Raw genomic sequence first — 22,813 nt, 5'->3', positions numbered from 1 at the left:
TGGCGCCGGATATGGCCTAGTCGTTGCCCGCCGGCACCACCACCAGCTTGCCGCCGCCGGCCGACATGGCCTGCACTTCACGGTCATACATGGCTTCGCCGTAGGCCGGTGGAACAATAAAGCTGCCGGTATTGGTGGCCTTGATCTGATAAACAAACTCCTGCACCTCGGTGCCGGCGCTGCCGTAGATAATCACCCGATCTTCGCGGATATCGCTGTAGTCCGGCGCCCAGGTGGAGCCGGAGGCGGCCAGCGGCGACTGCCAGCCGCCGCGATCGTCGCTCTCCTCGCCGGCGTCGGCCGGCTCCGGCGGCGTCTGCTGCACCACTTCGAACCCGCCCGGCAGCAGATCGACGATCGCCAGGTTGCTCTGCCCCTCTTTCGAGTTGGCGCGCACCTTCAGATGGACATTGATCTTCTGCCCCAGCGTCACCTGCGTCACCGGCTTGCCCTGTTCGTCGGTGTAATCGCGGACGATCTCAATCCCGCGCGACAGCGCTTTTTGCGGCGCATTCAGATCGTAACCGGCCTGCGTCACCACATACCAGGCCGGCGCGCTGCCGCCGTTGGTGAAGCGCACCGCAGTGGCGTCAGCGTTAAATTGCCCCTGAACGAACAGCCCTTGCAGCTCGCTGATGCGCTGCGGCTCGCCGCCGGCTTTGCCCACCTGCGCGATGCCCAATGCATCCGCATTGGCGGACTGCGCCGCCACCTGGGTCGAATAGCTTTCCAACGCCAGAATGCTCATCGCGGAAGAGTAGGTGGTGTAGCGCTCTTCTTTCAACGCCTTGACCATATTCTCCAGCACCTGCGGCGGGATCGACGCCACCTTCTCCGGGAAGTGGCGGGTAATCAGATACAGCCGCGTCGCATCCTGCACCAGCGGATCGAAATAGTTCTGCGTCCACCAGGCGCTGTCATACGCCTTGCTCAGTTGCCGCCAGCTCGGTTGCAGCAGCGCGGCGGCTTCGTCGTCCATCTTCAACAGGCGATAGGAAGAGGCCAGATAGAGCGCGCTCAAATCGGTTTTCCACTCTTCGCCATAGCGTTTTTGCAGCGTATCCTGCACCGCCGCCAGCGAGTTGGTGGTCACTTCGCCCTGCAGCGTCAGCAGGTAAACCGCCCAGCTGCGCAGGCGCAGCAGATACAGATCGTCGAAACCGCTGGCCGCCAGCTCGCGCAACGCGCCGTTGGCTTCATCCAGCATGCCTTCCGGCAGGGCGTAGCCCGCCGCTTTGGCCTCGAACAGATATTGCACCACATAAGGCGTGACGAAAGGATCGGCATCCGGCGACGAACGCCAGGCGCCGATCGCCCCGCTGTCGTTCTGACGGGCGCGCAGCACGCCCAGCAGATTGCGCAGCTGCTTGCTGACTTCCGCCTGGCTCAGGCTGCTTTTCATCTCCGGATGACGGCTCTGCAGCATCAGCGGAATGGAGCGGCTGACGATCTGCTCGGAACAGTAATACGGGTAATCCGCCAGGTATTGCGCCAGCCCGCTGGTCAGCACCAGCGGCGAATTCGACACCGCCGCCCGGCGCTGCGCGAAAGCGTCGAACATCTGGCGCAGGCCATCGACGTTCTGGCTGCCGCCGCTCATGCGCCCCATCACCGACTGGGTGCGGTACGGCGCCGCCGGCCGCACCGAGGTGCTGACGGTGCGGCGGCTGGCCTGGTCGCCGTAACGGGCGTCGAACACCAGCGGCGCATCGCCCAGCACGGCTTTGGCGCGCAGACGGAAGGTGATCACGCCTTCGCGTTTTTCCGCCAGCGTCAGGCTTTGCGTCGCGTTGCCCACCACCTCCAACTGCGGCGGCGGCGTCAACAGGACGTTAATGGCCACCGACTGGCCGTTCAGCCCTTCGAGGTTGTTGCTGACGCCCACGCTGACGTCGAACTCGTCGCCCGGCGCCACCATCGCCGGCACGTTCGGCGTCATGATGAAGCTGTCGCGTACCGTGGCGGCGGTTTGCGCCTTGCCGATTTTCTCCGGCGTCACCGAAATCGCCATGACGCGGATCTTGCCGTTGAAGTAATCCGGCACCGGATAGACGAACTGTTTCTCGCCGCTGACCTCGGTAATGCCGGACCAATAGGCCACCGGCTTATCGCGCTTGCGCTTGAACGGGTTGAGGTTGAGATCCAGCCCTTCGCCCGCATCGCCGCCCGGCGCCGCGGTCAGCGCCATCAACTTGCTGAACTCCGGCAGGATCAGATCGAGGATCTGCGAGCTGCTCACGTTCAGTTCGCGCTTGCTGAAGAAGAACTCCAGCGGATCCTTCAGACGGTAACGCGCCACCTGCAGAATGCCCTCATCGACGGCGAACAGCGTCACCTGCTGCGGCGCATCGGTCTTGACCGTCATCGTCAGGTTTTCACCCGGCTTGATGACCTCCGGCGCCGTCACCTCGAGGCTGTTTTGGCGCGCCTTGGTGCTGATCTTGAACGGCATCACGCCGTAGCTCAGCGGACTCATGAAGATCTCGCTGGAGTTGATGTCGCGCACGAACTGCACGTTGATGTAGCCGTTGCCCTCCATGCCGGCCGGCACGCGGATCGTCTGCACCGAGCTGGTGGTGTCGGTGTGGAACCACTGCCAGGCGTAAACCTTGTCCTTTTCAATGGTGATCAAGCCACTGCCGGTATAAGGCGCGTTGATCGCCACCTCGATCTCCTCACCGGGCTGGTATTCCGCCTGGTTGAGTTTCAGCTTCAGTTCGGCGTTGCGATCCAGCGAACGGCTCAGGTTGGCGTTGCCGGCCACGCTGTAGGCGACGCGGTTGAGCGTCTTGCCCTGCGCATCTTCAATCACCAGCACGAAGTCGCCCGGCTTATCGGTCGCCAGCCGCAGATCCGCGCCCTGCTCGCCCAGCGCCAGCGGCTGTTCCGACAACTGCACTTCCTTCATCTTCGACTGGTATTTGTAAACGCCCGAATCCTGTTTGGTCAGCACCGAAATGTATTTCTGCTCGATCAACACCTGCTTCAGGTTCGGCATGGCGATCTGTTTCAGGGCCGGATCGATGGCGATCACGTTCAGATGCCGCTCCGCGTCGCGGTTGATGTAGCCCAGATCGCCGTCCGCCTTCACGCCGATCAGGTAATCGTAAGGGGAAACCAGCGTGCGGGCGGTAGCCGCCACCGAGCGCCCGCCGCCGGCGACGAACGCCTCCGACAGCAATTGCAGCTGATAGGTGGCGTCGGCGTAGGATTTCAGATCGAGCGGAATATCGGCCGCGCCGTGCTCATCGGTGGTGCGATCTTCCAGCTCGGTCTCGAACCCGTCGCTGTTTTGTCGGTTTTCATAGAACGCATAATCCGGGAAACGATCGAAGCTCGGATACATCGGCCGCAGCGTCAGCCTGGTGGTCACGCGGCGATCCTGCGCCGGGGTGCCGAACAGGTTCTGCACATCGATGCTGGCCTTCAGCTCAGACGGTTTTACCCAGCCTTGCTGGCGGTCCGGCGTCAACGCCAGTTTCACTTTCAGCTGATCCGGTTCGAACTCCTTCACATTGACTGCGGTATGGCCGAGCAGCGTGGAGGTGTCGTTGTTTTTGCCGATCAGATACAGATAGACGTTCCACTCGCCGGTCGGTGAGTTTTCATCGGTGGTATAGCTCAGCTCGTTGAAACCGCTGGCGCCCAGCGTCAGCGGCACGGTGGACATCAGCTTGTCGCGCGGATCGCGGATTTCGGCGCGCACCGGCACGCCGGCCAGACCAACGCCCCAGTCGGCGGCGCGGGTGATCAGGCCAATATTGAAAGTATCCCCCGGCCGATAAACGCCGCGATCGGAGAACAGGTAGCTGCTGAGCGTGCGCGGATCGGTCGGCGTTTGTTCACCGGCGACGTCGAAGCGCGAGAAGTCCAGCCCGCGATCGTTATAGCTGCCGGTCGGCAGGAAGGAGACATCCCCCTCTTTTTCCACCAGGAACATCACCGGCTGGCGCTCGTTGGTGTACACATCCAGCGCCGGGAAACGCACGTGGCCATCGGCGCCGGTGGTTTGGCTGAGCAGCGTCACGCCGTTTTTGGCCACCACCGACACGGTGGCGCCGCCGACCGGCGCGCCGCTTTGAATCGACTGCACAAAGACGTCGCGCGTCTTGTCCTGCGAGCTCTTGGCGACGATGCCCAGATCGGTCACCACCACAAAGCGCGAATCGCCGACGTCGGGCTGCTCTTCCCCTTCGTTCTCATCCTGTTCCTGATCCTGCTCGGCGCCCGCCTCTTCCGCCGCCGGTTTTCGGTTCGGCTGCCATTCAGACAGCGTCAGCAGGAACACCCCGCGATGGGAACTGGCGTTGGTGGAGAGATAGCGGGAGAGATCGATGCCCTGATAGTTCACTTCCCCCGGCCGCTCGTTGTTGAGCGCCGTCTGGTATTTGAAATGCTCGGTGAAATATTCGTCGTTGAGCCGGTTGAATTCCGTGGACGAGTATTCCCGGCTTTTGAAGGAGACGATGTGCTGCAGCTGGCTCGGGATCACCCGCTTGATGTCCAGCCGCAGGCCCGCCACGTTGCGCGCCGCCACGCTGATCTGCTTGTCGCCGTTGACCGACAGCAGCGAGCCCTGCGACATGAACTGCAGCGATTTCGGGAACTCCGGCACTTCGACCACGCGGTAAACCTTCTTCGGCATTTTGTAACCACCGGCGGAAACCAGCTGGTTATCGATCTCGAGCAGCACAAAGCGGTGCGCCGGGGCGTCGAAACGGAAGCTGAACTGCGGTTGGTAGGCCTCTTCCGCCTCGTTAAGCGCCAACGGCAGTGCCGTCGCCTGCGCCAGCACGTTTTTGCCGACGCTGTCGACCGTCCATTGATAGAAATCTTCAGCATCGTTGGCGGCCTCGGCATCGCTCGGATCGTGCTGCGGCAGCAGCCAGGCTTTCGCGGCCCGCGCCAGCTCTTTATCCTTCACCGCATCGCTGAAACCGACCACCAGCGCACGCTGCCCTTGGCCGGCGTCGGTGTCCACCACCTGGGCGCTGGCGTCGCTCAGCGCCAGGCTGTACAGCGTCGGTACCTTGACCCAGTTGCTTTTCGCCTCTTCGACCGCGTTGCCGGCCGCCGTTGATTTAACGCCCTTGCCGACGGTCAGATGTACCGCGCCGCCCTGATCCAGCGCCTGCAGCGGCTCGGAATGCACCCAGGCGTTCAGTTTTTTCTCGTCATAGACCAGAGAGAAATTCAGCTTTTTCTCGGAGGACGTGCTGCCTTTCTTCAATCCCAGCGAAATCTGTTTTTCAAAGCTGGCGACATCGACCGGCGCGTTGAACTGCAGATTGAAAATCGCGCTGCGTTTCTGCGCATTCTGCGGATCGCGGTAGTACTCGGCCTGCCCCAGACGGTAATCGAACGCGGGCACGGTGAAGGCATAGCGGGTTTTGGCGAGCTTGACCTGCGGCGCCAGCAAGGTGGCGGGCTCAAGGGTCACGTCATACTTCGCGCCCATCGGCAGCGGTTTTTTCGGCGTGAACACCAGCGTTGATTCATTACTCCACGCCCACTGCCCTTCCGCCGTCGGTTTGAGGGTGATGCCGGCGCTCACGGTTTTGCCCGCTGCGGTTATCGGCGCAGCCGAGCCGCTGAAGGTCAGGCTCACCGTTTGCGGCGCCTGCCGGGCGGCGGTGTAGTCTATCGGCTCGGGGTTGGCCACCTCGGCGTTGATCTCCTGAACCACCATCGGCGCCGGTTCAATCGGTTGGGGCCGGTTTTGCCACCAGTGCCAACCGTAAAATGCGCCGCCCGCAGCGCCTGCCAACAGCAGCAGGCCCAGACCGATCGCTTTCGGGTGTTTATCCACGCCGCTTTCCAGCCGCAAAAAACCGCGCGGCAGCGCAGCCCACCAGGCCGGCGCGCGCCAGCTGAGGTTGCCGACCAGCGGTCTCAGCAACCGCCCCAACAGCGACAACGCCCCGCCCAGCAGGCGACAAACGCCCTTAACCAGGGTAAAAGGCAAACGCAGGATAAACCTTAATAAATCCATTATTGCAGCACCTCATCATCCTAATGCAGCCCCCGGTCAACCGCTGCGGTTAAACCGAGCCGAAAGACGCCGTCGGCTCTCCTGCCCGGCATCCGCGCGAGTACTCTACACTGCCGGGCGGCAAAAATCTGCGCGCCGCCGGCGCATTACGGCTCTTTATTCAACATCAAATCCAGCTGTTGCAGCAGCACCAGCAGCGGCAGACTGCTCGGTTCACGATCTTTCAATGCCTCTTCGAAATAAGGCGTGATGGCGAAGCGCGTCGGCAACGGCGCTTCGGCGTCCAACAACGCATACATGCGCGGCAAGAACACCCACTGCAGCCAGGCTTCGGCCGACATGCTGTCGATGCAGAACGGCTCGGTGCTGGAGAAAGCCTCATGCTCAGGCGGCGCGGCCTGCCACAGCGCCAGATCGCGCATGGATTGTTCAATCGCCTGCAAACTGCGGCGCACCTGGTTATGTATACTCATCTGCATTCCCGATCTCTTTTCATCATGGTATTCAGCGCTCTGGCTGAAAGGCGGCAAAGCATAGCATTTTTATAGCCCAAATTCGGCGCGCCTGAGACAGCTCACCGTTTTTATCTGGTGACGTTCACCGTCGCGCGGCACAATAGGGCCACCGAATTCACCACACAGATAAAGATTCATGTCCGTAATAACAGAGAAAAAAAACCACGCGACGCCCGGTAAGGCCATGTTGGCCTCGGTCACCGGTTATGCCATGGACGGGTTTGACCTGCTGATCCTCGGTTTTATGCTGCCGGCCATCAGCATCGAATTAGGATTAACCTCATCGGCCGCCGGTTCGCTGGTCACCTGGACGCTGATCGGCGCGGTGCTGGGCGGCGTGATCTTCGGCCACCTCAGCGATCGTTTCGGCCGTATCCGGGTGCTGACCATCACTATTCTGATGTTTTCCCTGTTCACCGGCCTGTGCGCCGTGGCGCAAGGCTATTGGGATCTGCTGGCCTATCGCACCCTGGCGGGCATCGGGTTGGGTGGCGAGTTCGGCATCGGCATGGCGCTGATCGCCGAAGCCTGGCCGGCGGAGAAGCGCAACCGCGCTTCGGCTTATGTCGGCATGGGCTGGCAGTTGGGGGTGCTGGCGGCCGCTTTCCTGACGCCGCTGCTGCTGGAACACATCGGCTGGCGCGGCATGTTCCTGGTCGGCCTGCTGCCGGCGCTGGCGTCATTCCTGATCCGCCGCACGTTGGGCGAACCGGAGGAATTCGTGCGGCAGAAAGACGCCGGGCAGCCGCTCTCCTTCCTTCAGCGTTTGCGCCTGCTGTTTAAAGATCGCGCCACCAGCAAGGCCAGCATCGGCATCTTCATTCTCTGTTCGGTGCAGAACTTCGGTTACTACGGGCTGATGATCTGGATGCCGACTTACCTGGCGAAAAACTTCGGCTTCTCGCTCACCAAGTCCGGCCTGTGGACGGCGGTGACGGTGGTCGGCATGACGTTCGGCATCTGGCTGTTTGGCATGCTGGCCGATCGCTTCGCCCGCTGGAAGATTTTCGTGTTGTATCAGGTCGGCGCGGTAGTGATGGTGATCGGCTACGCCCAGTTGAGCGATCCGATGCTGATGCTGTTCGCCGGCGCCGTGATGGGCATGTTCGTCAACGGCATGATCGGCGGCTACGGCGCATTGATTTCCGATACTTACCCGGTGCAGGCGCGCGCCACCGCGCAAAACATCCTGTTCAATCTGGGGCGCGGCGTCGGCGGCCTGGGGCCATTGGTGATCGGCGCGCTGGTGACGCAGGTGTCGTTTACCGCCGCGATCAGCCTGCTGGCGGCGATCTACCTGCTGGATATCTACGCCACGCTGTTCCTGTTGCCGAAAAAACAGGGCGCAGGCGATACGCTGGGCGCGATTGGTTAACGCGGAAGAGGGATTAACGCGGGGCGCACGCACGGCGGGAGAGAACAAAAAGTTGGGGGCACTGCGTTAACAGTGCCCCCGGTTCGTTTTATAGCCATCCCGCTACACAGTGTGCTCCCTGCTCAATCCTTGAAAACTTTTCCTGCGGCCATCCTGACCAAGTGATCCTTGCATCATCCTGCAGCATCGTCCTGACGCGGTTCCTCAGCCTTCCTGACCCGCCGACAGTCCTGTGTCGGCTCTCAATCTCCGTCCTGGAGGTGTCCCTGGTTTCTATCCTGAAACATCCTGGGCATCTCCTGACGCCATCCTTCGCTCTTGCCTGAGCGCATCCCTTTCTTCGTCCTGAAGCTGCATCATCCTGATGCTTTCCTGCTCCGCCGGTTCCGTTCCGGTAACGATAAGATCGCTTAAATTCCCCGGAATCACAAGGGTTTGGGAGGCGTCTCACACTAAATTAAGCCTAAGAGTTATCCTAAAGAAATTCTAACCAATTGATCTGGATAACAATAATCTCATAGTCTGGAAAAAGGTGGGAAAAATTAAGAGCGATATCTCACAGCCCGTGTGAGAGATCTCTCACACGGGCGACGGCGAATCCGCCGCGCTTCAGTCCAGCACCGGGCGCAGCGCATCGAGGAAATTCCCCAGCGTCGCCGCCAACAAGGTGCGCTTATCGCTGCCGAATTGTTCCAGCACCACGTTGCCGCTGACGTTGCACAGCGACACCATCGTCATCTCGGATTCGGTGGTCGCCAGGAACAGCGTTGGCGACAGCTTGAGACGTTTTTGCGTCACCAGATGACCGATCAGGTTCTCCTGCAGGCGGATAAAATCCTCCTCGCTCCAGACCTGCAGCAGGCTCAGGCGATGCTCCCCAAATTGCGCGCTCATGTCACCCGCGTATTGCTGCGTGTAGAAACGGTGCGCATCCGGCTGCAAACGCAGCTCCAGCGCGGCTTCTACCTTCTCCAGCGTCGCCGCAGGTTCAAAAGGCTGCGGCAACCACAGCACGTCATCCTCGCGATTCTCCACGATGCAGGGCGACGGCACGCCGTACAGCGCCTGGCTGGCCGGCGCGTGGCCGCGCGCTTGCTGCCACAACTCGACATAGCGTTGAGTGAATTCACGCAGAGCGTGCGATACATCATGGTCCATATTCTTTCTCGCATACGTTAAACTGACGGCCATTGTACCTATCTCTGACCGAGGTGACAGCAGATGTCCTCCTATCAAGACCACCAGGCCCTGTCAGGGCTGACGCTGGGCAAACCCACCGCTTACCGCGATCGCTACGACGCCACGTTGCTGCAGGCGGTGCCGCGCAGCATGAACCGCGAGCCGCTGGGGCTGTATCCCGACAACCTGCCCTTCCACGGCGCGGACATCTGGACGCTGTACGAACTCTCCTGGCTGAACGCCAACGGGCTGCCGCAGGTAGCGGTCGGCGAGATCAGTCTCAACGCCGACAGCCTGAACCTGATCGAATCGAAAAGCTTCAAGCTGTATCTCAACAGCTTCAATCAAACGCCGTTCGCCGATTGGGAAACGGTGCGCAGCACCCTGCAGCGCGATCTGTCCGCCTGCGCCCAGGGCGAGGTCAGCGTCACCCTGTTCAGCGTCGAGCAGTTGGAAGACACGCCGATCGCCCGTCTGGCCGGCGACTGCATCGACCAGCAGGATATCCGCATCGACAATTATGAGTTCAGCGCCGACTACCTGCTGAACGCCGCCGGTGAAGAGGTGGTGGAAGAGCAATTGGTCAGCCACCTGCTGAAGTCCAACTGCCTGATCACCCATCAGCCGGACTGGGGCTCGGTGCAGATAAGCTACCGCGGCGGCAAGATCGATCGCGAAGCGCTGCTGCGCTATCTGGTTTCCTTCCGCCACCACAACGAATTCCACGAGCAGTGCGTCGAGCGCATCTTCAACGATCTGATGCGCTACTGCCGGCCGCAAAGCCTGACGGTTTACGCCCGCTACACCCGCCGCGGCGGTCTGGATATCAACCCGTGGCGCAGCAACGTCGCATTCGCTCCCGCGCACGGCCGCCTGGCGCGCCAATAAGTGCGAAACATTGCTCAACAACTGAGCTAACGAGCGGTTTATGTTGGTAAAAGCCCAGGGACGGCGGTAAGGTTAAAACGAGGCTGCGGCCGGGCAGAGCGCCCGCTGCGCCGCAGCACGCCAACCATAACGAGATGCTGTTTTGCTGCGTATGGATTACTACCGCCCCGCACCGGGTGCAAAGGAGTTACCTTGATTACACACATCAGCCCGCTTGGCTCTATGGATTTATTGTCGCAGCTGGAAGTAGACATGCTGAAGCGCACCGCCAGCAGCGACCTGTACCGCCTGTTCCGCAACTGTTCGCTGGCCGTGTTGAACTCCGGCAGCCAAACCGACAACAGCAAACAGCTGCTGTCGCGCTATGAAACCTTCGACATCAACGTGCTGCGCCGCGAGCGCGGGGTGAAGCTGGAGCTGGTCAACCCGCCGGAAGAGGCGTTCGTCGACGGCCGCATCATCCGTTCGCTGCAGGCCAACCTGTTCGCCGTGCTGCGCGACATCCTGTTCGTGCACGGCCAAATCGCCAGCGCCGGCCGTTTCCAGCACCTGAACCTGGAAAACTCGGCCCACATCACCAACCTGGTATTTTCCATCCTGCGTAATGCACGCACGCTGCATCTGGATGAAGATCCCAACATGGTGGTGTGCTGGGGCGGCCACTCGATCAACGAGAACGAATATCTGTACGCGCGCAAGGTCGGCAGCCAGCTGGGCCTGCGCGAGCTGAACATCTGCACCGGCTGCGGGCCGGGCGCGATGGAAGCGCCGATGAAAGGCGCGGCGGTTGGTCACGCGCAGCAGCGTTACCGCAACAGTCGCTTCATCGGCATGACCGAGCCTTCGATCATCGCCGCCGAGCCGCCTAACCCGCTGGTGAACGAGCTGGTGATCATGCCGGACATCGAAAAACGCCTGGAAGCCTTCGTGCGCATCGCGCATGGCATCATTATCTTCCCGGGCGGTGTCGGCACCGCCGAAGAGCTGCTGTACCTGTTGGGTATCCTGATGAACCCGGAGAACAGTGAACAGGTGCTGCCGCTGATCCTGACCGGGCCAAAAGAGAGCGCCGACTACTTCCGCGTGCTGGACGAGTTCATCATGAACACGCTGGGCGACGCCGCGCGCCGTCATTACACCATCATCATCGACGATCCGGCGGAAGTGGCGCGGCAGATGAAAAAAGCCATGCCGCTGGTGAAGGAAAACCGCCGCAACACCGGCGACGCCTACAGCTTTAACTGGTCGATCCGCATCGCGCCGGATCTGCAGCTGCCGTTCGAGCCGACCCATGAGAACATGGCGAACCTCAATCTTTATCCGAACCAGCCGCCGGAGCAATTGGCCGCCGCGCTACGCCGCGCTTTCTCCGGCATCGTGGCCGGTAACGTGAAGGAAAACGGCATCCACGCCATTGAGCAGTTCGGCCCGTACAAGCTGCACGGCGAACCGCAAATGATGAAGCAGATGGACAGCCTGCTGCAGGGCTTTGTTGCCCAGCACCGCATGAAGCTGCCGGGCAGCGCCTATGTGCCCTGCTACGAAATCGTCGCCTGACCCTCAATCCCGGGCGGCGTAACGGCCGCCCTGTTTTTTCTGACCTAACCGCCCATGATGATACACCTACTGATTGTCGACGCCCTGAACCTCATCCGCCGCATTCACGCCGTGCAGGGCTCCCCTTGCGTCAACGCCTGCCGCCACGCGCTGCAGCAGTTGCTCCAGCACAGCCGCCCAACTCACGCGGTGGCGGTATTCGACGAGGACGATCGCAGCGACAGCTGGCGCCACCAAATTCTGCCGGACTACAAGGCCGGGCGCTCGCCGATGCCGGAAAACCTGCAGCAGGAGATGCCGCAGCTGCGCGAAGCCTTTGCCGAACTGGGCGTCGCCAGCTGGCATTCGCCCGGCAACGAAGCGGACGATCTGGCGGCCACGCTGGCGGCGAAGGTCGCCGGCGGCGGCCACCAGGTGACCATCGTCTCCACCGACAAAGGCTATTGCCAACTGCTGGCGCCGAACGTACAAATTCGCGATTACTTCCAGAAACGTTGGCTGGATATGCCTTTCGTGCAACAGGAGTTTGGCGTGCAGCCGCAGCAGCTGCCGGACTACTGGGGGTTGGCGGGGATCGGCAGCAGCAAGATCCCCGGCGTGGCCGGCATCGGGCCGAAGACCGCCGTGCTGCTGCTGCAGCAATCGGGTAATCTGGACGGGCTTTATCAGCACCTGGAGCAGGTGCCGGAGAAATGGCGCGGTAAGCTGGAGCAGCACCGCGAGCTGGCCTACATCAGCAAACGGGTCGCCACGCTGCGCACCGATCTGTCGCTGGACGGCAACCTGCAGCAGCTGCGCCTGCCGATACAATAAGGGCGCTGCAAGCAGCGCCCTTCATTAAGGCTTCACGCGGTTAATCGCGCTCATCGCGGCGGCCCGGCACCGCCGACCACATGCGGCGCACGTGTACGGTGATCTCTTCGCGATCGTGATACAGCTGCTTGGCGTGCACTTCAGCGCTGATGCCGGCGGCGCCCAGCGCTTCGCGGATGCTCATCAGGTTTTGTGACACTTCCTCGTAGCGCTTTTTCATCGGCAGCTTGAGGTTAAAGATCGCTTCACGGCACCAGCCTTTCACCAGCCACTGAATCATCAGGCTGGTCACCTTCGCCGGTTTCTCCACCATGTCGCACACCAGCCAGTAGATCTTGCTGCTGTTCGGCTCGAACTTGAAGCCGTCGGCGCGGTGGTGCGTCACCTGGCCGGTTTCCATCAGGCTTGGCGCCATCGGGCCGTTATCCACCGAATGCACCATCATGCTGCGTTTCACCAACTGATAGGTCCAGCCGCCCGGGCAAGCGCCCAGATCGACCGCGTGCATGCCGCTGGCCAGGCGCTCGTCCCACTCGTCGGCGGGGATGAACACGTGGAACGCTTCTTCCAGCTTCAGCGTCGAGCGGCTCGGCGCATCGGCCGGGAAGCGCAGACGCGGAATGCCCATGTAGAACGGCGAGTTGTTGTTGCTGTAGGAGTAACCGACGTAGCAGCAGCCCGGCGCGATGAAGAACACGTGCACCACCGGGCGAGTCGGGTTCTCGCGCGCCATCAGCACCTTCTGCTCGCGCATCGCGGCGCGCAGCGGCACCGTCAGCTTGCGGCAGAACTTCATCAGCTCTTTGCTTTCGTTGGTGTCCGGCACTTCCACCCGCAGCTCGCCGCCGCGATCAACCACGCCGATCAGCATGCCGACGATCGGCGATACCCGATCTTCCGGCGGCAGATCGCGCAGCAGCTCACCCACCACGATCATCTGGCGGGCGAAAATCAGTTCGCGGAACGGAATCTCCCGCGCCAGGCGGTCGGCATCGTCCGGCTGATAGCATTCGAACAACACGTAACCGCTGTGCTCTTTTACCCGCGCAAAGCCGTAAATCTCCAGCTGGGCGGCTTTATCGGTGATCTCCGCCGCACACTCTTTTTCAAAGCCGGGGCGGCAGTACAACGCAATCTTATTCATGGCGCTCGGCCTTTTTCCTCAGACGCAAAGCGCCAATCAACATCAATATCCAGCCGATCAAGAAGCACACGCCGCCAACCGGCGTGATATATACCCAGACCTTCAGGTGCGACAGCGCCAGACAATAGAGGCTGCCGCTGAACAACACGGTGCCGAACGCCAACAGCGCCCCGCTCCAGTAAAACCACAGGCTCACGCGGCGCTGCATCGCGACCGCCAGCGCCAGGATGGCCAGGGTGTGGAACCCCTGATATTCCAGCCCGGTGCGGATCCAGGCCATTTCGTTGGCGCCTAGCGTGCCGCTTAACACATGCGCGCCGAATGCGCCCAACGCGACAAACACAAAGCCGCTGATAGCGGCGAAAACCAGCATGGAACGGCTGCTCATCGTGATCTATCCCATTAAAAATCACCGGCCGCGGCAAGGCGGCGGCCGGCCTTATTGTTCGTAGCGGAAGCGGAACTTCTCTTGTTCGCTGGCGGCGCGCGCCAGGATCCACTGCCGGAAGGCGGCTATTTTACCCAGTTCTGCCTGGCTGTCATGACATACCAGATAAAAAGCGTTTTTACTGACCAGCACATCGTTGAACGGGCATACCAGGCGACCGGCTTCGATCTCGGTTTGCGCCATCACGTTATTCACCAGCGCCACGCCCTGGCCGTGCACCGCCGCCTGCACCACCATGGCGCTGTGGCTGAAGATCGGCCCCTGCTGCACATTGATGTGTTGCAACCCCAGCTGGCGCGTATAGGCCAGCCAGTCGCGGCGTGAAACGTCATGCAGCAACGTATGATAAGCCAGATCGTCTGCGGTTTTCAGCGGATGATCGCCGGTCAGCAGGCTCGGCGAACAAACCGGCAGCAGATATTCCGCATACAGGCGCTCGGCGCGCAGCCCCGGCCAATTGCCGCGGCCGTAGAAAATCGCCACATCGACGTCGTCCGCCAGCTTGTCTTCTTCGCGGTCCACCGCCTGGATGCGCACATCGATCCCCGGATAAGCTGAGTTAAAGCCGGAAAGGCGCGGCACCAACCACTGAATGGCGAAGCTCGGCGGCAGACTGACGGTTAATGCCCCCTTGGCGCTGCGCGCCTGCAGCTTGCGCGTCGCCTCGTTGATCGAAGAGAAGATCTCCTTGATATCGAGGTAGTAACTTTGCCCCTCTTCGGTCAGCAGCAGCGAGCGGTTGCGCCGACGAAACAGCTTCAGCCCGAGGAAGTCCTCCAGCGACTTGATCTGGTGGCTCACCGCGGCCTGGGTCACGAACAGCTCTTCCGCCGCCTTGGTGAAACTCAGGTGGCGAGCGGCCGCATCGAACACGCGCAGCGCATTGAGGGGAGGTAAGCGTTTAGACATTAAATTAGCTACTTTTGTGTAACATTAATCCGAATGATTCGGCGCCGAAAATCGGGCGGCTTTGCGTGGCAAGCCATCGGTAAACGCTAACGGCGTATTGCCATTAGTTTTTTTTATCCGAGCCATTATAATTTGTCCGTTGAGGATGCGCCAGCAAATACCTATAGTGGCGGCACTTCCCGGGCCGGAACGAAAAGGGAGTGGGTGTCGAGGACGCCGATGAACTTTTGGCTTGTGGTTGTGATGTTGTGTTTGCAAATTGTCCGGCGATTCCGGACATGGTAGCTAGGCTACTGTTTTTTCACTTCCTGTACATTTACCCTGTCTGTCCATAGTGATTTTATGCAGCACCGCAAAACTTGCGGTGCTTTTTTTTGCCTGACGCTTATTGGTCGCTTTCAACCATCTCTTTCACATCGGCGCGGTTGATCTGTTGCTCGACGCCGTTGGCGTCTTTATAGCTGATCATGCCGGTATCGTTATCCACTTTAGGCTTGCCGTCAGCAACAATGGTGCGTCCGTCATTGGTATGCATCACGTAGTTGCTGGAACAGGCGGCCAGGGTGAACGTAAGCATCAGGGCAGAGAGAACTGCGGCTGTTTTCTTCATTGAGGACTCCTTTTTAGTTTTAAATGCTGATAAATACCTTTTGTGTGTATAAATGCGATTAATAAGCGCACATTTAATAGCATAACAAACTTTCTCAGTTTTGCCAGGCGATAAGTCCTAATAGGCAGGATCGCTTGTCTCCGGCGGCAAAATAGGACAGGATCACCCATCGACTCAAGCCAGTGACAATCAGGGTATGACGCCTTTTAATCCCAGCCTTTTTCGCCAACAGTTTCCCGCGCTCGCGCAGGACGGCATCTATCTGGACAGCGCCGCCACCGCATTGAAACCGCAGGCGGTGATCGACGCCACGCAGCAATTTTATCGCGATGACGCCGCCACCGTGCACCGCAGCCAGCATCGGGCGGCGCAGGATCTGACCGCCCGCTTCGAGCAGGCGCGCGGCCAGGTGGCGCAACTGATCCATGCGCCGTCGGCCGACGACATCGTCTGGACGCGCGGCACCACCGAGGCGATCAACCTGGTGGCGCAGAGCTACCTGCGCCCGCGTCTGCAGCCAGGCGACGAAATTCTGGTGAGCGAAGCGGAACACCACGCCAACCTGATCCCCTGGCTGATGGTGGCGGAACAAACCGGCGCGCGGGTGGTGAAACTGCCGATCGGCGCCGATCGGTTGCCGGATTTGACGCAGCTGCCCGCCCTGCTCAACGACAAAACCCGCCTGTTGGCGCTGGGGCAAATGTCCAACGTCACCGGCGGTTGCCCGGATCTGGCGCCGGCTATCGCGCTGGCCCATGCCGCCGGCGCGCGCGTGATGATCGACGGCGCCCAGGGCGTGGTTCACGGCCCGGCCGACGTACAGCGACTCGACATCGATTTCTACGCCTTCTCCGGCCACAAGCTGTATGGCCCGACCGGCATCGGCGCGCTGTACGGCAAAGCCGAGCTGCTGGCGCAGATGGCCCCGTGGCAAGGCGGCGGCAAGATGCTGACCCAGGCATCGTTCGACGGCTTTACCCCGCAAAAGCCGCCGCACTGCTTCGAAGCCGGCACGCCAAACATCGCCGGCGTGCTGGGGCTGGCCGCCGCGCTCACCTGGCTCAGCGAACAGGACATGGCGGCGGCGGAGCGCTACAGCCGCGAGCTGGCGGACCAGGCGGAACAGCGGTTGGCGCAGTTGCCGGGCTTTCGCAGCTTCCGCAGCTCCGGCTCCAGCCTGCTGGCGTTCGACATCGCCGGCGTACACCACAGCGACATCGTCACGCTGCTGGCGGAGCAAGGCATTGCGCTGCGCGCCGGCCAGCACTGCGCGCAACCGCTGATGGCGGCGTTAGGCGTCAGCGGCACGCTGCGCGCGTCGTTCGCCCCCTACAATACGCAACAGGACGTCGATACGCTGGTCAGCGCGTTGACTCACGCCCTCGATCTGCTGGCCGACTGACTTGACTCCCGGAGACGCTATGCTCGCCCCCCATCCTTTTGGCCGAGAGATCACCGCCGAAGCCTTGATCGCCACCTTCAGCGCGCTGAAACAGTGGGAAGACCGCTACCGCCAGCTGATTATGCTCGCAAAACGGCTGCCGCCGCTGCCGGAGGCCTTGCGCAGTGAAGAAATGGAATTGAGCGGTTGTGAAAACCGCGTCTGGCTGGGACACCAGTTACTGGAAGACGGCACGCTGCATTTCTATGGCGACAGCGAAGGCCGCATCGTGCGCGGCCTGCTGGCGGTGCTGCTGACCGAAGTGGAAGGGAAAACGCCGCCGCAGATCGCCGCATTGGATCCGCTGGCGTTGTTCGACCGCCTGGCATTGCGCGCGCAGCTGAGCGCCACCCGCGCCAGCGGCCTGGCGGCGTTGGCCGCCGCCGTGCAGGCGATCGCCGCCCGTTACGCCTGACGCGCCGCCTTCGCCAGCATCTTTTTCAGCGCGTGCGACACGGCGACGAAGCCGAAGGTGGCGGTGACCATGGTCGCTGCGCCGAACCCCGCGCTGCAATCCATTCTTTTTGGCCCTTCCGCCGTGCTGCGCGAAGCGCATACCGAGCCGTCCGGCTGCGGATAAACCAGCGGTTCGCTGGAGAAGACGCAGTCGATGCCCAGCTTGCCCTTGCCGTTTTTCACCACGTTGAAATCGTGCTTCAGCCGCTCGCGCAGCTTGGCGGCCAGCGGATCCTGGATGGTTTTGGCCAGATCGGCCACTTCAATTTTGGTCGGGTCAATCTGCCCGCCGGCGCCGCCGGTGGTCACCACCGGGATCTTGAATCGGCGGCAGTATGACAGCAGCGCCGCCTTCGGCCGCACGCTGTCGATCGCGTCGATGACGTAGCTGAAGTTATGGTCCAGCAGCTCGGCGACATTGTCCGGGGTGATGAAATCGTCGATGCAGGTCACCCGGCATTCCGGATTAATCGCCAGGATACGCTCCGCCATCACCTCGGTTTTCGATTGCCCGACGTGCTGGCGCAGCGCGTGGATCTGGCGGTTGGTATTGGTGACGCAAACATCATCCATGTCGATCAGGGTAATGGCGCCGATGCCGGTGCGCGCCAGCGCCTCAGCCGCCCAGGAACCCACGCCGCCGATGCCGATCACGCAGACGTGCGCCTGCGCGAACACCGCCAGCGCCTGCTGGCCGTACAACCGCGCCGTGCCGCCGAAACGCTGCAGATAGGCTTCCGAATAAGCTGTGCTCATAACGCTTTAATTACCTTCATAATGCAAATGATAAGGGCCGGAAAATCCGGCCCTTGCGGGTCAATCTTTTCACGCCGTATGCGTTTAGCGGGTGGCCAGCAATGAACCGCCGCGGTTTGACTGATTGGCGCTGAACAGCTGGCCACCGCCGTTGTTCTTCAGCACCCAGACGCGGCCGTAGTGGTTGTAGTACCCCGCCGAGTGGCCGGCTTCCGGCCCGATGCCCTGATACATGTCAAAATGCTGGCCCTTGATGGCGCCGCCCACGTCGAGCGCGACCATCAGACGCATCTCGTATTTTCCCGTGAATTTACCCTTGTTGTCCAGCAGCGGCACTTCGGCCAGCAGCGTAGTGCCCGCCGGGATCAGCGAACGGTCGGAAGCCACCGAAGCTTTGGCGATCAGCGGCACCGCGCTGGCGCCCTTCACCGGCGCAAAAGCTTCCGGACGGAAGAACACGAACGACGGGTTCTGCTCCAGCAGCTCACGCACCTCTGCGGCGCTGTGGGTATCCGCCCACTGACGGATCGCCTGCATCGACATGTCCGCCTTGGCCACTTCGCCACGATCGATCAGCACCTTGCCGATGCTGCGATAGGCATGGCCGTTCTTGCCGCCGTAGCCGAAGAACACCAGCGGCTGGCCGTTGCCGTAGTCGACATAGCCGCTGCCCTGGACTTCCATCATGAAGTTGTCCATCAGCGAATTGGTGTAAGCGATGATATAGCGATCGTCGAGCGCGCCGGAATAGATGCCCGCGCGATCCGGCAAGCGCCCCCTGCCCTTCGGCGGCATGCGGTACAGCGGATAGCGGAACTCGCCCTGTTGGGTATAGCGCGCCTGCACCACCGGCGTATAGTAGCCGGTAAACTGCACGTTGCCGTAATTGTCGACGCCTTCCATCTGGTAAGCGCTGAGGCCGTACTGGCTCAGCATGCGCGTGTCGGCGCCAGACGCCATCCAGCTTTGCACCGCCTGATAGGTGCTGTTGTTGCGGTTAAACAGCGAAGGCGACGCGTACTTGATCTCCATCAGCTGATCCGAGTAATCCTTGGCGTTGACCGGCGAACCTTTGGCGTTGGGCTGATTGACCAGCTCCAGCGATTGATCCAGACGGCCGTCCTTATATTGCTGACCCCGATCGGTCGGCTTGGACGAACAGCCCGCCAACACCGCCACCATCAACCCGCCCAGCAGGTATTTGCCCCAACGTCCTTTCATCGCGCACACTCTCAAACTGATATGATCTACCGGCTGAACGATAACAAACGCTCATTGATAAAGGAATCGCTGCAAATAAAAAAAGCCGCCCGGAGGATGGTGATGAAAAAGAAGGCAAATTGCGGGCAAATCCAGCAGAAAAACGGGTTTAGGCCAATAAAATGCAAAAAGGGTTTGCAACAAAACGCATGGAGAGTATAGTGCGCATCCATCGGACGCGGGGTGGAGCAGCCTGGTAGCTCGTCGGGCTCATAACCCGAAGGTCGTCGGTTCAAATCCGGCCCCCGCAACCAACCGATGCCGCATTGGCGGTATTTGCGTTTGGCTTCGATAACAAAGTATTATACGGACGCGGGGTGGAGCAGCCTGGTAGCTCGTCGGGCTCATAACCCGAAGGTCGTCGGTTCAAATCCGGCCCCCGCAACCAACCGAATGTCGTACCAGCGGCATAACATGAACGGTGGTTTCGTCGTAATACAGCATCAAGACGGACGCGGGGTGGAGCAGCCTGGTAGCTCGTCGGGCTCATAACCCGAAGGTCGTCGGTTCAAATCCGGCCTCCGCAACCAACTCTTGATGACAACAGATAAGCACCCTTCCGGGTGTTTTTTTGTATCTGCAATCCGCAAAAATAGCCGGACTCGCGCCCGGCCCTGCTTTTATCGGCTCGCCAGCGCGCCGCCGTTGGCGAAATAAGCCTTGATGCCCGCCAGAATCGACTCCGCCACCTGCTGCTGGAAGTGGCTGGTGCGCAGCTTGCGCTCCTCTTCAATGTTGCTGATAAACGCCGTTTCCACCAGGATCGACGGGATATCCGGCGCCTTCAACACCGCAAAACCGGCCTGATCGACACGATTCTTGTGCAACCGGTTGATTTTCCCCATCCGATTCAACACTTCCTTGCCAAACTTCAGGCTGTCGTTGATGGTCGCGGTTTGGATCAGATCGAACATGGTGTGATCGAGATAACGGTCGCCACTCTTGCTGACACCGCCGATTTGGTCCGACGCGTTCTGCGTCTGCGCCAGGAACTTGGCCGCCGAGCTGGTGGCGCCCTTGGTGGACAACGCGAACACCGATGAACCGCGCGCGGCGCGGCTGGTGAAGGCGTCGGCGTGAATCGAAACGAACAGATCGGCGCGCTGCTTGCGCGCCTTGGCGACGCGCACCTTGAGCGGAATAAACACGTCTTCATTGCGCGTCATGAATACTTTCATGTTTGGCTCGCGCTTGATCATGGCGCTCAGCTTGCGGGCAATCTGCAGCACGATGTCTTTCTCGCGCGTCTTGTACTTGCCGATAGCGCCGGGATCTTCGCCGCCGTGGCCGGGATCCAGCATGATGACGATCGGCCGATCGCGCCCCGCCTTGCCGGCCTGCGGCGCTTCCGGCGGCAGCGTGCGCTCCAGATCGCCCTTGTTGTAATCTTCCAGTAACGCCAGTAGCGGATCATACTCCTCACCCCCGCTGCCGCCCTTGGTCGGATAGAGATCCATCACCAGACGGTTGCGATACTCCGGCACCGGCGCCAGCGTGAAAATATGCGGGCTGACGCTTTGTTTGAGCTCCAGCACCAGCCGCACGGTATTCTGATCAAACTGGCCGACGCGCGCCTGCTTGAGATAAGGATCGTCGGCGCGCACCTGCCCGGCGATGCCTTTCAGCACGCTGTTGAGGTGAACACCTTCGATGTCCACCACCACGCGATCGGGATTGGTCAGGGCGAACTGCTTGTATTTCAGTTCGACGTTGGATTCCAGCGTGACGCGGGTATAGGTGGAGGATGGCCAGACGCGCACGGCGATCACGTGCGATGATGCGGCGAAGCCCGTACGACTCACACTCAGCAACCAGCTGGCGGCAACGCCCTGTAATAAACGACGGCGGCCCAGATTGTGATTAGCGTTTGGCATGCGGCTCCGGCAGTAATAGCTGTTTACAATAGATGAAAAAAACACCAATGAAATGGGGATGCCGAAAACTTTAACCAATCATTCCAGCCCTGTCATCAGAAAATCTTTTTATGGTTTTTCAATTTATTAACGATTTAGCGCCCTTAGCGCACGCTTCATGACGATTTCCCACTTGCCATCGGCGCAATAAAAGAATAAAAATACAAAAATATCGTATAAATATGCAAAGAGGTTTGGCCGTGAAGGAACGTAGTACAGAGCTGGTGCAAGGATTCCGTCACTCAGTCCCCTATATCAACGCCCACCGCGGCAAGACGTTCGTCATCATGCTCGGCGGGGAAGCCATCGAACACGAGAATTTCTCCAACATCGTCAACGATATCGGGCTACTGCATAGCCTGGGCATTCGCCTGGTGGTGGTTTACGGCGCACGGCCGCAGATCGACGCCAATCTGGCGCAGCACAATTATGAGCCGATCTACCACAAACACACTCGCGTGACCGACGCCCATACGCTCGAGCTGGTCAAGCAGGCCGCCGGCCTGCTGCAGCTCGACATCACCGCTCGGCTGTCGATGAGCCTCAACAACACGCCACTGCAAGGCGCGCACATTAACGTGGTCAGCGGCAACTTCATCATCGCGCAGCCGCTGGGCGTCGATGACGGCATCGACTACTGTCACAGCGGCCGCATTCGCCGCATCGATGAAGAAGCGATCCACCGCCAGCTCGACAGCAACGCCATCGTGCTGATTGGCCCGGTCGCGGTTTCGGTCACCGGCGAGAGCTTCAACCTGACCTCGGAAGAAGTGGCCACCCAGTTGGCGATCAAGCTGAAGGCGGAAAAAATGATCGGTTTCTGCTCCTCGCAGGGCGTGACCGACGCGGAAGGCAACATCCTTTCCGAGCTGTTCCCCAACGACGCGCAAAAGCGCCTTGAAGAGCTGGAGGAAGGCGGCGATTACCATTCCGGCACCGTGCGTTTCCTGCGCGGCGCGGTGAAAGGCTGCCGCAGCGGCGTGCGCCGCAGCCACCTGATCAGCTACCAGGAAGACGGTGCGCTGGTGCAGGAACTGTTCTCGCGCGACGGCATCGGCACCCAAATCGTGATGGAGAGCGCCGAACAGGTGCGCCGGGCGACGATCAACGACATCGGCGGCATCCTGGAGCTGATCCGGCCGCTCGAACAGCAGGGCATTCTGGTGCGCCGTTCGCGTGAACAGCTGGAGATGGAGATCGACAAATTCACCATCATCGAACGCGATAACCTGACCATCGCCTGTGCGGCGCTGTACCCGTTCCTGGAGGAAAAAATCGGTGAGATGGCCTGCGTGGCGGTGCATCCCGATTACCGCAGCTCTTCGCGCGGCGAGATGCTGCTGCAGCGGGTAGAAAACCAGGCGCGGCAGATGGGGCTGAAGAAGCTGTTCGTGCTGACCACCCGCAGCATCCACTGGTTCCAGGAACGTGGCTTTACCCCGGCGGAGGTCGACGTGCTGCCGATGCAGAAACAGGCGTTGTACAACTACCAGCGCCGCTCCAAAATTCTGCTGGCGGATCTGTAATCCCAGTGGGCGCGGCCGTTGCCGCGCCCGT

General features: G+C 60.8%; 17 protein-coding genes and 3 tRNA genes. 10 read left to right on the top strand and 10 right to left on the bottom strand.

The window, feature by feature from the left end; all coding sequences use genetic code 11:
• Positions 1 to 16 precede the first annotated feature (16 nt).
• The gene (locus ACP39K_RS16895) at positions 17 to 5,992 is read right to left on the bottom strand and encodes an alpha-2-macroglobulin (RefSeq protein ID WP_497008701.1); all 5,976 of its coding nucleotides are present in this window, start codon (positions 5,990 to 5,992) and stop codon (positions 17 to 19) included.
• 146 nt (positions 5,993 to 6,138) lie between these two features.
• On the bottom strand, positions 6,139 to 6,465 hold the full coding sequence (locus tag ACP39K_RS16890) for a YqcC family protein (RefSeq protein WP_028127529.1): 327 nt from the start codon (positions 6,463 to 6,465) through the stop codon (positions 6,139 to 6,141).
• 178 nt (positions 6,466 to 6,643) lie between these two features.
• Between ACP39K_RS16890 and ACP39K_RS16885 the strand changes: the two genes are divergently transcribed.
• Positions 6,644 to 7,882, top strand: coding sequence for an MFS transporter (locus ACP39K_RS16885; RefSeq protein ID WP_197788704.1), 1,239 nt, complete (start codon positions 6,644 to 6,646; stop codon positions 7,880 to 7,882).
• Positions 7,883 to 8,491: 609 nt separating this feature from the next.
• On the opposite strand, the gene syd is transcribed toward ACP39K_RS16885, so the two are convergent.
• A complete protein-coding gene (gene syd / locus ACP39K_RS16880) occupies positions 8,492 to 9,040 on the bottom strand; it encodes a SecY-interacting protein (protein ID WP_016929899.1) in 549 nt (182 codons plus the stop codon).
• 63 nt (positions 9,041 to 9,103) lie between these two features.
• Here syd and queF point away from each other — a divergent pair, with 63 nt between their 5' ends.
• The 3 genes from queF to xni all read left to right on the top strand — a co-directional run bounded on the left by queF (position 9,104) and on the right by xni (position 12,319).
• Positions 9,104 to 9,949 carry an NADPH-dependent 7-cyano-7-deazaguanine reductase QueF gene (gene queF / locus ACP39K_RS16875; protein WP_033639518.1) on the top strand — a complete coding sequence of 282 codons (846 nt, stop codon included), beginning with the start codon at positions 9,104 to 9,106 and terminating at the stop codon, positions 9,947 to 9,949.
• A gap of 192 nt (positions 9,950 to 10,141) precedes the next feature.
• Positions 10,142 to 11,506 (top strand): nucleotide 5'-monophosphate nucleosidase PpnN, encoded by a 1,365-nt coding sequence (gene ppnN / locus ACP39K_RS16870; protein ID WP_019455737.1) that lies wholly within the window; start codon positions 10,142 to 10,144, stop codon positions 11,504 to 11,506.
• A gap of 54 nt (positions 11,507 to 11,560) precedes the next feature.
• Complete coding sequence (xni, locus tag ACP39K_RS16865; RefSeq protein ID WP_033639517.1) at positions 11,561 to 12,319, top strand: flap endonuclease Xni; 759 nt, start codon at positions 11,561 to 11,563, stop codon at positions 12,317 to 12,319.
• 40 nt (positions 12,320 to 12,359) lie between these two features.
• On the opposite strand, the gene rlmM is transcribed toward xni, so the two are convergent.
• From rlmM to ACP39K_RS16845, 4 genes are all read right to left on the bottom strand, one after another.
• Positions 12,360 to 13,463, bottom strand: coding sequence for a 23S rRNA (cytidine(2498)-2'-O)-methyltransferase RlmM (rlmM, locus tag ACP39K_RS16860; protein WP_004931897.1), 1,104 nt, complete (start codon positions 13,461 to 13,463; stop codon positions 12,360 to 12,362).
• Entirely contained in the window at positions 13,456 to 13,851 is a 396-nt protein-coding gene (locus tag ACP39K_RS16855; protein ID WP_004931896.1) for a DUF423 domain-containing protein, read from the bottom strand. The genes rlmM and ACP39K_RS16855 overlap by 8 nt, the downstream gene beginning before the upstream one ends.
• 51 nt (positions 13,852 to 13,902) lie before the next feature.
• A complete protein-coding gene (locus tag ACP39K_RS16850; RefSeq protein WP_004931894.1) occupies positions 13,903 to 14,820 on the bottom strand; it encodes a transcriptional regulator GcvA in 918 nt (305 codons plus the stop codon).
• Positions 14,821 to 15,205: 385 nt separating this feature from the next.
• Positions 15,206 to 15,430 (bottom strand): YgdI/YgdR family lipoprotein, encoded by a 225-nt coding sequence (locus ACP39K_RS16845; protein ID WP_028127531.1) that lies wholly within the window; start codon positions 15,428 to 15,430, stop codon positions 15,206 to 15,208.
• 196 nt (positions 15,431 to 15,626) lie between these two features.
• Here ACP39K_RS16845 and csdA point away from each other — a divergent pair, with 196 nt between their 5' ends.
• Positions 15,627 to 16,832, top strand: a complete 1,206-nt coding sequence (gene csdA, locus ACP39K_RS16840; protein WP_049299593.1) for a cysteine desulfurase CsdA — start codon at positions 15,627 to 15,629, stop codon at positions 16,830 to 16,832.
• 19 nt (positions 16,833 to 16,851) lie between these two features.
• On the top strand, positions 16,852 to 17,286 hold the full coding sequence (gene csdE / locus ACP39K_RS16835) for a cysteine desulfurase sulfur acceptor subunit CsdE (RefSeq protein ID WP_016929906.1): 435 nt from the start codon (positions 16,852 to 16,854) through the stop codon (positions 17,284 to 17,286).
• Here csdE and tcdA read toward each other — a convergent pair.
• Together tcdA and mltA are read right to left on the bottom strand one after the other, a co-directional pair.
• On the bottom strand, positions 17,277 to 18,083 hold the full coding sequence (tcdA, locus tag ACP39K_RS16830) for a tRNA cyclic N6-threonylcarbamoyladenosine(37) synthase TcdA (RefSeq protein WP_033639514.1): 807 nt from the start codon (positions 18,081 to 18,083) through the stop codon (positions 17,277 to 17,279). The two genes, csdE and tcdA, sit on opposite strands and share 10 nt — an antisense overlap.
• Positions 18,084 to 18,167: 84 nt before the next feature.
• Positions 18,168 to 19,304, bottom strand: a complete 1,137-nt coding sequence (gene mltA / locus ACP39K_RS16825) for a murein transglycosylase A (RefSeq protein ID WP_016929908.1) — start codon at positions 19,302 to 19,304, stop codon at positions 18,168 to 18,170.
• Positions 19,305 to 19,520: 216 nt separating this feature from the next.
• Here mltA and ACP39K_RS16820 point away from each other — a divergent pair.
• From ACP39K_RS16820 to ACP39K_RS16810, 3 genes are all read left to right on the top strand, one after another.
• Positions 19,521 to 19,597, top strand: a tRNA-Met gene (locus ACP39K_RS16820).
• 57 nt (positions 19,598 to 19,654) lie between these two features.
• Positions 19,655 to 19,731: transfer RNA gene (locus ACP39K_RS16815), tRNA-Met, on the top strand.
• Positions 19,732 to 19,796: 65 nt separating this feature from the next.
• A tRNA-Met gene (locus ACP39K_RS16810) sits at positions 19,797 to 19,873 on the top strand.
• Between the two features lie 90 nt (positions 19,874 to 19,963).
• Here the strand turns inward: ACP39K_RS16810 and amiC are convergent.
• Positions 19,964 to 21,217, bottom strand: a complete 1,254-nt coding sequence (gene amiC / locus ACP39K_RS16805; protein ID WP_004931882.1) for an N-acetylmuramoyl-L-alanine amidase AmiC — start codon at positions 21,215 to 21,217, stop codon at positions 19,964 to 19,966.
• 239 nt (positions 21,218 to 21,456) lie between these two features.
• Between amiC and argA the strand changes: the two genes are divergently transcribed.
• Entirely contained in the window at positions 21,457 to 22,782 is a 1,326-nt protein-coding gene (gene argA, locus ACP39K_RS16800; protein ID WP_004931881.1) for an amino-acid N-acetyltransferase, read from the top strand.
• The last annotated feature ends 31 nt before the right edge of the window (positions 22,783 to 22,813 follow it).

The sequence above is a fragment of the Serratia sp. EC4 genome, from assembly GCF_059652115.1.
The sequence above is the reverse complement of the archived record's forward strand: the minus strand, read 5'-3'. Positions and strand labels throughout refer to the sequence as shown.